Source organism: uncultured Methanobrevibacter sp., assembly GCF_937906425.1.
Lineage (GTDB): Archaea > Methanobacteriota > Methanobacteria > Methanobacteriales > Methanobacteriaceae > Methanobrevibacter.
Map to the genome: position 1 here is coordinate 1 of NZ_CALCYR010000017.1, position 13488 is coordinate 13488.

The 13488-nt window shown below is 30.7% G+C and carries 8 protein-coding genes; all 8 read right to left on the bottom strand.

Annotated features, from left to right (window positions below; genetic code table 11):
- Positions 1-141 precede the first annotated feature (141 nt).
- Positions 142-978 carry an ATP-binding cassette domain-containing protein gene (locus Q0138_RS00725; RefSeq protein ID WP_297979561.1) on the bottom strand — a complete coding sequence of 279 codons (837 nt, stop codon included), beginning with the start codon at positions 976-978 and terminating at the stop codon, positions 142-144.
- Between the two features lie 199 nt (positions 979-1177).
- Positions 1178-2284 (bottom strand): adenosylcobinamide amidohydrolase, encoded by a 1107-nt coding sequence (locus tag Q0138_RS00730; RefSeq protein ID WP_297979546.1) that lies wholly within the window; start codon positions 2282-2284, stop codon positions 1178-1180.
- 97 nt (positions 2285-2381) lie between these two features.
- Positions 2382-3062 carry an ECF transporter S component gene (locus Q0138_RS00735; RefSeq protein WP_297979548.1) on the bottom strand — a complete coding sequence of 227 codons (681 nt, stop codon included), beginning with the start codon at positions 3060-3062 and terminating at the stop codon, positions 2382-2384.
- Positions 3063-3268: 206 nt separating this feature from the next.
- Positions 3269-5188 (bottom strand): ABC transporter ATP-binding protein, encoded by a 1920-nt coding sequence (locus tag Q0138_RS00740; RefSeq protein ID WP_297979551.1) that lies wholly within the window; start codon positions 5186-5188, stop codon positions 3269-3271.
- Complete coding sequence (locus Q0138_RS00745) at positions 5179-6291, bottom strand: cobalt ABC transporter permease (RefSeq protein ID WP_297979553.1); 1113 nt, start codon at positions 6289-6291, stop codon at positions 5179-5181. Before Q0138_RS00745 ends, Q0138_RS00740 begins: the two co-directional genes overlap by 10 nt.
- Before the next feature lie 1042 nt (positions 6292-7333).
- On the bottom strand, positions 7334-11311 hold the full coding sequence (locus tag Q0138_RS00750) for a right-handed parallel beta-helix repeat-containing protein (RefSeq protein ID WP_297979556.1): 3978 nt from the start codon (positions 11309-11311) through the stop codon (positions 7334-7336).
- A gap of 402 nt (positions 11312-11713) precedes the next feature.
- Positions 11714-12355, bottom strand: coding sequence for a MotA/TolQ/ExbB proton channel family protein (locus tag Q0138_RS00755; RefSeq protein ID WP_297979563.1), 642 nt, complete (start codon positions 12353-12355; stop codon positions 11714-11716).
- Positions 12356-12535: 180 nt separating this feature from the next.
- Positions 12536-13267: a DUF2162 family putative transporter gene (locus tag Q0138_RS00760; RefSeq protein ID WP_297979558.1), complete on the bottom strand. Its 732-nt coding sequence runs from the start codon at positions 13265-13267 to the stop codon at positions 12536-12538.
- Between the last annotated feature and the right edge of the window lie 221 nt (positions 13268-13488).

Genomic DNA, 13488 nt, shown 5'->3' on the forward strand with positions numbered 1-13488 from the left:
ATTAAAAATAATTAAAAATAATTAAAAATAATTAAAATTTATTAAAATAAATTAAAAATAGTTTAAAATGATTAAAAATAATTAAAAATAGGAATAAAATATTAAAAATAGAAAAATAGATATGAATGAAAATTTAATTTTTTAATCCTTATTAATCAATTCAAGGATTTTCTCACGTGCCTCTCCAATTGTCAATGGATAATACTCACCAAAATCAATGCCGTCCTTCTTGTTTAATATTTCAGCCAAGTGAGCTATTCTAGGAAGACGCAAATCTGCCTTTCTAACAATTTCAACATCAGAGAAAACCTCTTTAGGTTTTCCTTCCTTGATTATCTTTCCATCATTGATTAAAAAGATCTTGCTTGAGTAAACAGGAGCCAAATCAACGTCATGAGTAGAGATAAGAATGGTCATTCCTTCCTGATTTAGAGAATATAAAAGTTTTAGAATATGTGAGGCTCCCTTTGGATCTAGACCTGAAGTAGGTTCATCCAAAATCATTATTTCAGGTTTCATGGCTAAAATTCCTGCAATGGCTATTCTTTTCTTCTGGCCTCCGCTTAAGTGATGTGGAGATTTCTTTTCAAAACCAGCCATTCCCACCTTTTCAAGTGAATCTGCAACTCTCTTTTCAACCTCTTCAATAGGCAATGCCAAATTCATTGGACCAAATGCAACATCCTCTTCAACAGTTGGAGCAAATAATTGGTCGTCAGGATTTTGGAAAACAATTCCAACCTTTTGACGAGCCTGAAGAAGACTTTGCTTGTCATATTCAAGGACTTTGCCATCTATAAGGATTTCACCGGACTTAGGTTCATGAATTCCATTGAAATGTAAAAACAGAGTGGATTTTCCTGCACCGTTTCTTCCAAGAAGAGAAACCATTTCTCCCTTTTCCACCTTAAAGCTAACATCATTCAGTGCCTGGGTACCATCCGGATATTCATAAACTATGTTTCTTGCCTCTAAAATAATAAAACCTCCAACAATATTATTATTGTTGATTAAAATATATAAATGTTTTAAAAGTATTAAAAAAACTTAAAAAAAGAAATAAATAGTAATACTATATTGAATAAAGTCTAAAAATTGTTTAAATTAAAAATAGACATAGGATAATATTTATTAAAGGGAGAACACCCTAGAAAAAATAAAAAAAGATAATAAAAAATTATTTCAAATTCTCATTTAAAAAGAATTTCAGGAGCAGTTTCATTGAATTCCAGTCTTCCCTTTGAAAATGGCTTTCCAAAAGAGCCTCTGAAGTCTTTTCAGCTGTCTTTTTACTTAACAAACCGACCCTATATTGATCTGCAATATGAATCAGCAATGAAACATAAGCCACAAGCTCAGGATTATGAGAAATCTCAACAAGAGACTTTATAAACTCCTTCTTTTCATCCTCAGCATTTAAAGCTAAAAAATCATTATAAAAGCAATCCAAATCCAAATCAAACCTGTCCAAACGAATCAATGCATTCAGTTGATAGGTTGGTGTCATCCATTGGATCTTGGCAAGGGACTCCTTGATTGAATCAATTACAACTTTTGCAATCATTTCCCCTAATTTTGAATGCTTTGTGGCATTTTCACATAGATTTTCACTTTCAAGATTTGAAAAGATTGCTATTCCATCAGTACCGGTACCTGTAGCAATTTCCTCTGAATAATTGCTTGCAACCATCAAATCACGAAGAGCAACTGTCTTTGCCTCAACTGCAGTCATTTCAGCCAAAAGAAGAGAATCCTTGTCTAATCGAGCATTAATCAATAAGATTGTATTTATAGTTCCAAACTTGTTCTTAAAGTCAGTTTCAATAGTTTCATAATTTCCATCAATTTCATAAAAGGAAGCCCTATCTCCAGCAGAGGCAGCATTAACCCTAACTCCTGCAGTTGTAATGGCCCAAACCTCAAGGCCCTTAAATTTTTCACATGCAATTGCATATTTCTTTATATCTGCAGAGGTAACAAGACCGCTTAATTTAATGGAATCATTAGTTTCTGTTTTAAAATCAAAGACATTGGAATAGTTGCCAGACAAGTCTATAAGATAATCCAATATTCCCCCTTCACCTAATCGGTCAATGTTTTCCTGAGTCAGCTGATGATTGAAAACTCCTCTTAAATCTTCAGAATAACCTCCGTTTAACCAAGAACTAACTATCCCATTTCTCTTTTTAGCAAACTGAACAAAAATAGTATCATGACTGATGAATATTTCATCACCATCACATGTTTTTGATATAAGTTTAAATTCTTGACTTTTAGAAGGCATAATATTCCTCGAATTATTGTTTAATTTAATTTTGTTTTAAAAGGTATAAAAACAATTCTATAAATAAAGAAAAATAAGAAAAGCGATTAATAATTAATTAATCGCTTGTCTGCGGATTGCTTAAATACTTGATTTTAGCTCTTGTAAACATTTTCTTAAACCAATCATAGAAGACCAGCAACAATACTGCATTGGTTATTCCATGAGTCAAGTCATAAGTAAATCCATTTATGTATAAAGCAATGATTGGACTGATTTCCAAAGCTGTTCCTGAATAGAAAATAGCTGAAATGTCTGTAATCCAACCGTATAGGAATCCCCATACCAAACCAAAGATCACTCTAAATGCTACATTGTCAAACTTGGAAGCCAAGAATCCTGCACTTGCTCCCATAAGACCCCAAGACAACATCTGGAAGAGAACCCAATATCCCATTCCCATGAAAATGCCTGAAACCAAAGCGGTAAGAGCACCAACAAGGAATCCCTCTTCCTTGCCATAAACAACACCAACCACAATTATTATAAATGATGCAAGGTTTACAGCAGGAATTGACATTAAAATCAAACGACCGACAGTTGCAATAGCTGTTAAAACAGCTATTAAAACAATTGATTCAACTGTAGGTTTAGAATTTTCATACATTTTAAAAATAAAGTAAATAAATCCTACAATAAGTAAGATTGCAAATATTAACATAGTGATAGTGAAAACTGGAGTATTTACAGTTGCTCCACTTCCACTGGTCGACATATTTGTTATCATTTCCTCAATCATTTTAACACACTCTAAATAAAATCATAATAAATCAATAAATATAAATAAATGTAAATAAATCTAAACAAATCCCAATAAATGTAAATAAATCCAAATAAATCTAAACAATCCCAATAAATGTAAATAAATGTAAATAAAACTAAAATAAACAATTCTAAATAAAATATCTTTTAATAGAACTTTTTACATTTAAATAAAAACATTTACTACTCCAAATCCCAAAATTCATAAACTTCATCCAATGTAACCGCCTGTGGAATATAATCCTTAACCATCCGGTTAACAAAGGTTGTATAGAAATTATTCTCTGCAAAAATCAATTTTGGATCGCTGTCTATTTGAATGTTCTTGTCAAAAAGCATTATGCAGCGCCTGCAATTATTCGCCACAAAGTCAAGGTCATGGCTTGTCATGAGAATGGTCAAACCATTGTCCCTCAATGAATTCAATATATTTGCAAGGGTTTTTGAAGATATTGGATCCAAACCCTTTGTAGGTTCATCCAAAACCAAAACATCAATGTTTTCAAGCAATGCCTTCAATATTACAATCTTTTGCTGTTCTCCACCACTGCAATCATAGGGGTGCTTGTCAATCAAGTCGGCAATGCCAAAGAAATTGACCAGTTGGCTGAATGAATAATTGACATTTCTAAATTCAAGACTGCTTAATTCCTTGGAATTAACAAACTCATATGCATTTAACTTTAAAAGATTATCATAAGTTTCCTTTGTAAAATTAAGATTACTTAATCCATTATCTTTATTATTGGCCTTATTTTTATTATCCCTTGCAAAGGAAGATAGTATAGCTTCCAAAAACTCCTCCTTAACTGTATCCTTGGAAAAGTGAATCATGGGATTTTGATGAACATAGGAAATCTTTAATCCCTTCCTATACTTGACCTTACCCTTAAGGGGCTTTAATATTCCAACCAGAATCTGCAGAAATGTAGACTTTCCAACTCCATTTCCACCAATGAGACTTATAAACTCACCCTTTTTCAATTCAAAATCCACATTCTTAAGAATAAGATTTTTCTTCTGGTAAGCAAAATAGATTCCGCTCATCTTAATAAGGGTATTTTTACCCCTATTGAAAATGCTGAATTTTGATTTTTTAGCACTTTCACCAATAGTTCCATCCTGAGACAAATTGTCTTCAAACTTGGATTTTTTACTGCTTTCACCTAAATTCCCATCCTCAGATAGATTACTTGAATTCAAATTTTTATTTTTTATGCCACCATCATTTAAATTAATTAAATCATCATGGATTGTATTAAGACATCGTCTTCCTTCACGAATGCTTAAAGGAGTATTCAATTTAATTAAACTTAGATGTTGCTTGGATAATGAGTTGTAAATTTTAGTAACCTGAGGCAAATAGTTTTCAAAAATCTCGTCATCAATCACCTCATTGCAAATCTCATGTGAATTGTTGTCAAACTCTATCTTTCCATCCCTGATGAATACAGCCTTGTCAATGAATGGGAAAATACTGTCTGCCTTATGCTCGCTCATAATGACAGTTATTGAAAATTCCTCATTAAGTCTTCTTATAATGGATAGGAAGTCATAGGATGCAATAGGATCCAATTGGGACATAGGTTCATCCAAAAGCAAAACCTTTGGCCTTAAGACCAAAAGGGAACAGAGATTAACCAATTGCTTCTGTCCGCCGGACAATTCATTCACATTCTTGTGAAGTATTTCATTTAAGCCGAAGAATGCAACAATCTCACTTATTCTGTTTCTGATTTCCTCTGTTGGAAGGCCAATGTTTTCAAGAGGAAATGCAATCTCCTGAATTACAGTATCTGTAACTATCTGGCTGTCCGGATTTTGGAAAAGGTATCCTATATCACAGGCTGAAGTCAAGTCATCCAATTTAGAGATTGGCTTGCCATTGTAGAGGACTTCACCAGTCCTTTTTCCATTAGGCATCAATTCCTTCTTGAGATTTGTAAGCAGAGTAGTCTTACCGCAACCTGAAGGTCCGCAAAGAAGGACAAAATCCCCATAGCCTATTTCAAGATCGATTCCATCCAAGGACTTGTGGGAGGATTCGCTTCCATCAGAATTAAGATAGGAAAATGAAAAGTTTTTAAATTCAATCAATGCCATAGGACACGCTCCTTAATTTCCAAATATATTAAAGGCAATAAAAATACAACCAATGAAAAATAATAAATGTTGAACGGCAGATTGCCAAATGAAAAGTCAATTGATGGGTAAATATTGATCATGCCATAGCCTGAAAGAAAACCGTCAATCAGGATAATGCTTGTAATTATTATAATGGCTAAAAAGACATAATCTGCAGAGGAAAACCTATAGGAAAGGTAACTTGTTCTTTTGGTAGAATTATATCCTCTGGCCCTCATGGATTTTGCTGTAAACATTGACTCCTCAAGAGACCAGGAAACTGTTATTCCCATTATTTTACCCAATACTTTAGCTTCCTTGATTATTGCAGCAATTCTTTTGTTGGATTTTAATTTATTCAGAAGTTTTGAATCTGAACTTGAAATGTTTGAATCAAAGTCTTCCAGATTTATTTGATTGGAATTAGAATCAGAAAGGGCAGATTCTGGACTAAAGTCATCATTTTCAGTAGCCAAAGACCTATCATCCATTTCATCATCATCAACAGCAGCCAAAGACCCATCAGCTATTTCATCATCAGTGAAATTATCATCAAAGGCATAATCTTCCATTAAGTCCTCTGATTCCATACCATTTGTCTTTAAGCTATTTAACTTTTGAACCTCAATAGCCCTTGAATTAATCAATGGAATATACCTTAAAGCCATAACAATTATCATGGATATGATAGGAAGCTTTTTAGAGAAGATATAAAGCATTTCCTGATAGGACACAGAGCGATTGTATGATGAGAATATTAAAATAACAATCAAGAGAGCCAATGACATCAGGATTCCATAGGCAATAGCTTCATAGGTTAAAAAGAAATTTGGCCATAAATATATTCTATGGGCTCCTGTTTTATTGAGCAATGGATTTAAAACAATTATGAGAAGACTTAAGGGAATGAAAAACTTCATTATGTTTTTCAATTCAGAACTGACCCCTTGAAGGGCTATTAAAATAAGAATCAAAGCTAAAAATGTAAGCACAAAATAGGGATCGCTGAAAATAAATGCATAGATTACCATCAAAAGGTAATAAAGCAGATAAACTCCCGGATGAATAGATGTTAATTCCATATTTTAATCCCCATTTTATTAAGAAAAATCCATTATTCCAATTATTCCAATATATTATTTTAAAAAAATCAATTTTTCTATATTGTTCTATTAGTTATTATTTTAAAAAAAATCAATTTTTCTATATTGTTCTATTATATTATTATTTTTTAATTGTAATCTATATAAAGTTTTCTTTAAAAAAAATAAAATTAATTTGATTTGAACCCTTAAAACAATCCAAAATTACAAATAAGAATTAAAATTTAATAAGAAACTTGAATTCAATAGAAAATAAGAAAAATATTAAAAAAATAGCCTCCAATATTCAAAATAATGAAATAAATAGAAAAAAACAATTAAATTTAAAAAATTAAATTCAAAATGAAATAAAATTAGAAAAAAACCATAAAACCATACTTCAAGGAAAATAAAATAAGATAAAATTAGAAAAAAACCATACTTCAAGGAAAATAAAATAAGATAAAATTAGAAAAAAAACATACTTCAAGATAAATAAAATAAGATAAAATTAAAAAGAAACCTATACTTCAAGGTAAAATTAAAATTAAAAATTTAGGAAATCTAGCAAACCCCAAAAAAATTTTAAATTAAATACCCCAAAGTATAGCACAACATAATTTATTAAATAATAAAATTTAATTTATAAAAAATAAATTATAATTGATAATTATATTATGTAAATTCTTATTTATAAAACTTATTATAAGTTTAAAAAATAAAAATTGTTAAAAATAGATAAAATTGTAAAAATTGATGTTAAAAATAGTAAAAAAATCTTAAAATGGATAAAAATAGTAAAAAAATGTTAAAAATTGTTAAAAATTGTTAAAAATTGTTAAAAATGTTAAAAATTGTTAAAAATTGTTAAAAATGTTAAAAATTGTTAAAATAGTAAAAAAATCTTAAAATAGATAAAAATAGATAAAAATAGATAAAAATAAAAAATAAAAATAAAAAAATAAAAATAAAAAATAAAAATAAAAAAATGAAAGAATAAAATTAAAAAAAATAAAATAAATAAGCAAAAAGCTTATTTAAATCATCTTAAGTCTCTTTTTGACCTCTTAATCAATTCAGACGCACATGCGAATATAAGTAAAAGCAATATGCAAAGGACAGGCACATTAGTTCCATCCAATGCAAGTGAACGTTGGGCGCTTGCAGGCTCGTCAACATTTAAATTATATGCATTTGCTGATTGTGAAACTGCTGCAGATGAACTTGTACCGACAGTGTTTCCATCAAGGGAACTTGATTCTGAATCAAAACCGGAACCGTCTACATTGCTTTGAGCGCCAGATCCTCCATTAGGAGAATTTCCATTTACAACTGTTGAATTTGTATTGGAATTGGCATTTCCATCAGAATTTCCTCCACTTCCCCCAGCATTGGCATTATCACCTGAGGATGAGCCGGATGCACCTGAGCCAAGATCCGGATAATAATTGTCAACAAAGGTGTTGTTTGTTCCCCCTTCTGCATAGTATTCGCCATCATGAGGAGGAATCACATCTGCATGGTCAGTCAAATCTGTGTCCCTCAATACAGCCAAAGGATCAAATTCAATAGGTTCCTGATTTCTAAATGGATTTTCCATTTGCAATTCAGCGAAGATATTATCCCAATCAACATTTGTATTGGAATTCACCTTGTTTTTGCCCTCAGTTGAAAACTTAGGGCTTAAAGAATTTCTTGTAATCAGATTATGGCTGGACTGATATAGACTTACATCCCCAACAAATTGACCATATGCATTCAATGTATTGTTTGAAATCACATTATAATCGGAATCATAACCTTCAAGAACATAGTTGATTCTGGATCTTGAAATAACATCATTTCCATCAACACAGCACCTTATGGCACCTTCCAATATGACACCATAGCTAACATTATTTGAAATGCAGATAATCTTGTTTCTAAGCATTGAAGTGTTTACAGCATTATAACCTGCAATAAGACCTGCTGCATAATATGTGCCGTTAACAAAGATAAGATTATCCGTAAAGCTATTGTTTGCAGCAAACTGGTCCCTTTTGCCTGTCTCAGCACCTAAAACTCCCAAACCATAAAGATATGGGTCCTTGGCATTTACAATCACTTTATTATGATGAACATTGTTGAAGTTACTATCATAATAGAGATCTATTGCCACAATGGAGTTTGTTGATTCCTTGACAGCGGTATAATACTTGCTAAGGCCAGATGTTGCATTGATTTCATTATATGCCATCTCATTCCCGGAGGAATAGAACAATATAATTCCATAGGTCTTATAAACCTCAGGAATAAGCATTCCATCTGCCTCATAGTCATCTACACTAATGGAAGTGTCAACAAGAATATTTGATTCATAAGTGTGAGGATTGTCTGTACCATTTACTGAAATGGAGTTGTTTTCGATTGAATTATTATTTGAATCATAAAGCATTATTCCAAAGGTCAACTTATTTGCCTTGACCAAAATGGAATTGTTAAATATCTTATTTTCATTTGATTCTGAAACATATATTCCATATCCATTGTCAAAACTGCTTAAATTGATTTGATTATTGCAAACATTAACATTGCAAACATTATCAAGGGAGATTGCAAACCTGTGATTGTCCTTAATATTTCCCTTGTTTGCATTTATTATCCTAAATCCCTCAACTGTCACATTGTCTGACTCTATCTTAATTACAGAATCATAAAGGGTTGAGGAATTTGAAATAATCTTTACAGGACTGGATAGAATGATTCTCTTATCATAAAAATCCCCTTCAAAGATAAGGCAATCATAGGAATAATCCCTTGCAAGATATCCTTCATCATCAAAATAATCATTGAAATTGTCCGGATTTACATAATGGGTCTTTCCGATTACTGTAATCTTTGATGAAATCTGGGAGGACAAATAATAATCCTTTCCTTCAAAACTTATATTCAACGTGTAATTGCCGGGAATTTGACTAATTTCAAAACTTGCCTTTCCAGTCAAATCAGTGAATTCAACAGAGCTTGAATCAGGTAAATTCAATATTAAAGGAAGTCCTTCAATCGGATTTCCATCTGCATCACTTAAATAAACTTCCAAATGAGTCCCTCTAATGACAGTGTCGTTCAATATCACAATGGAAGTGGCTATTCCTGTAATATTGTTGTCAGTGGAGTTTAAGTCTGTATCATTAAGGCCTGTACCGTTAATGGTTCCATTAATGCCTGTACCGTTTAAGTCTGTTTCATTAAGGCCTGTACCGTTAATGGTTCCATTTATCCCAGTATTATTCAAATCGGTTTCATTAACGCCAGTGCCATTTGAATCGGTTCCATTGCTTGGATTAAGAGAGGAGCCATTATTGTCAAGAGTGTCATTTCTTTCAATTTCAGACAAATCAGTTAAACTTACCAAAACACCATTGATTGTATTGTTAAAGACTGCATAATGCTCAGGCAATATTGGATTCCTATTTGTGTATTTAGTGATTAGAATTGCATTGTCTGAATCATTTATACTTATATCATTGTCACAAATCAAGGTATAGTTTACCCTTCCCTGCAAAACAATTCCATTTGAATCTGAAACAATTATATTATTTCTGATTGTAGTGTTTTCAACAAGCCTTGATGTATAGATCTTGATTGCTGAACCCTTTACAACATGAATGGTATTGTTTTCAACAAGGGCTCCTGATTTTGTAAGATTGATTGCATTTGCAGAATATACATAAATTTCATTGTTTGAAATGACTGCCCCTTCACCAATGCTTGTAATTGCATTTGATTCAATTGAGCTTATGGTATTGTCAATAATTCTAATATTGGCACCGGTAGCTTCAATTGCCTGAACAAATCCCTTTTCATTCCAGTTTAAAACATCTGTCCTTTCTGTAGAGATATTGTTGCCTTGAACCAATACATTATTTGCATGGATTAGAACTGCCTCTTCACCACCTATATCACTGATGGTGTTATTTATTATTTCAGTATTGTCAAGCAATACGCTGATTGCATAAAATGCATTGCTAATCGTATTGTTTGCAATGACTGTTGTACCTTCCCCAGTTTCAGCCATCAGCTGAATAGCATAACAGTAGGAGTCATAGGTACCATTTTGACTGGTTAAATAATTATTTGCTATAATATTGTATCCTGACTTCAAGTCATCCAATGGATAAAAGTCACCATTACCGAATCCGCTATAATAAATCATGTTTGTATTATAGGTTTCAATGTAGTTGTCCCTTATTTCATTATAGGAAGAACCTGTCATCGGTATGGCAGATGCATGCAGGACAATAAGACGATTTGACAGGATTTCATTATGACTTGCATTTGACATCATTATGCCAAAGCACTTGTATTGACTAACTTGAATTGATGAGTTGACTATTCTGTTGTTTGAGGAATTTATAATGCTTATTCCTGAAAGATAATAGTTTTTAAGCCTTTCATTTGTATTGTTAATCCTGATATTTGACACCAATGTACCTGAACTTCCATCTACAAGACGAATGATACAGTTTTTTAAGCTGTCAAAGTCACTTATAGGAAGGATATTCAATCTTTTGCTAATTGTAAATACCTTATTTGAGAGATTTCCAATTCTGATTGTATCTCCATCGGATAAGGCACCATCTATTATTGCACCATTGGAATCAAAGTATTTCAAATAGCTTGACTCATCTATGACTATTTCATTTGAATCAGAAAGTTTTTTATTCTCTTTTTCCAAATCAGAAGAGAAACTTTCATCATCCAAACTGATTCCAGACATTTCCAAATCAGATTCCTTATTATCCAAATCACTTAAATTAGAACCATTTGAAGGATTTGAAATAAGATCAGAACCTTCATCTATAGAAATTTCCAAATCAGAATTTGAATTATCTGAAATTCCAACAGAAGAATCCAAAACGTCAGTTGAATTATCCATTAAACCATCTTCACCGTCAGCAAGATTTGCACTTACTACACTTAAAGACAAGAATAATATTAATAATAAAGCAAGAATGGAGGGCAATTGCACTTTATTCATATTTCACCTCCATTTAAATTATTATATTATAAATTTTCTTGGAAATTATATATAAAATTATCCAAAGGAGTTGAAAAAAACTAAAATTAAATTAAATTATATTGGAATAAAAAATAAAATAAAATTGAAGAAATGAATTAAAAATAGACTAAAAAAATAAAAAAGAATTAAAATTAGAAGAAAAATAAAAATAAATTTAAAATATAATAAAAATAATAAAAAAAGAACTAAAAAATAGACTAAAAAAAGAATAAAATATAAAAAAGAACTAAAATTGAATAAAAATAAAAAAAGAATTAAAAAGAATGAAAATCTAAAAGAGAACTCTTTAAAAATTTTAAAAATATAAAAATTTAAAAAAAAATTAAAAAATTAAAAAATTAAAAAATTAAATTAAAATTTTTAATATTTAGACATGAAATCCAAAACAGCATCAGATAAAACGTCTAAATTAGACAAGTACTCTTCATACCATCTGTTTCTAAGTTTAGAAATAACATAAGCAAGTGCACCGGATCCAATACCTACAACAGTTGTATCGAATGCAACAATCAAAGATTGGGACAATGTATTTACATCCCCGGAACCAAGTGCTGCAAGACCTGTACCTAATGGAATCAATGTTCCCATCAAACCAAGGGTAGGTCCGATACGTGTAATAATATCAGTTATTTCAAGGGATTTATCAGTTAAACCCTCTTCATTTTCAACCAATTTACGAGCAAAAGCCTCTCTTGTATTTTTACTCATATTTTCAGTGCTTGCTATCTTTGTTAAAACATCCTTCTGTACCTTAGGAAGTCCAGAACCAGAGATGATTGACTTTAAACCATCTATGGAATCAGCATTTGAAATGTCAATTATAATGTTTGAAACATCATCTGCAGAAACCTTGGTTCTTGAAGTGTATTCATAAATAAGACCTCCAAGTGAAACCACAACAACCACTACAAATATAAGCAGTATAATCACTACAGGTATTAGAAGACTTTGTGAAATTAAATTTAAACCAGTGGTTAAAAAATCACCACCAGGAATTGCCATTGCCAAAATAATCACCTTAAATTAATGAAATCAAATAAATAAGATAAAAAACTATCAAAAACCATGATAAAAAACTTATTAAAATCTAATAAATAAGATAAAAAACTATCAAAAACCATGATAAACTCTTTAAATCTTAATATTAATAATAATTTAATTAACCTTCAACAAGTAATGTTTTTAAACCAACCTATTATTTTTCCTTTTAATCAAATAACCTAATCCAAAGAATACTGCAAATGCAATTAGAATTAGAACCAATGATTCCAACGGCATTATTGTCAATTCAGTGGAAGGGTTTGCAAAGGCCTCAGCCATGTTTGGAATTATAAATCCCAAAACAAAGTAAACAAAGGCAAAAATGACCAATGAACTTCCAAAAATAACTGAATATTCAGATTTTATATAATCCTCAACAAAATCTGAGAATCTATAAACAAGAATCATTAAAATAGCCATGAGAATTGCCAAAACCAAGGAGGAGTTGACCATTGTCAATTCAATGCTAAAGTTTTGAGCTTGAAAATCAAAGCTTGGAGCCAATAGGGATGTTGAAATCAATAAGAGACTATATGATATTGGAACAAAATCAATGAAAAGCAATGCCTTTAGCAAATCTGTATATTCATCCCTTTGATTCCAAATAAAAAGGGTTAAAAATCCTAAAAGCAGGCAAAGCAATCCCATTCCAATATAATAGTAAAAACTATAGAATGTGGCATTTAAAACATCCATGTAACTATTTGACAAAAGCAAAATGATTGCAAGAATAATTATTGAGTAGATTGCTGAGACAATTAAATGCCTTTTAAATTCTATCTTAAAGAATTTGGAGATAAGTCCTATCTCAATTGATAGAAGCAAAATAGCCAATAAACTTATTACAGCAAATAGAGAAAATATTAGTTCCATTTTATCACAATTTTATTAATCAACAACTGAATGCCATTTATTTTTTTGAATTAGTCCTATTAATTGAATTTTCTTAATAATTGAATTAAATCCTATTAATTGAATTTATCTTAATAATTGAATTAATCATTAATTGAATTAAATCCTATTAATTGAATTTTCTTAATAATTGAATTAAATCCTATTAATTGAATTTTCTTAATAATTGAATTAAATCCTAT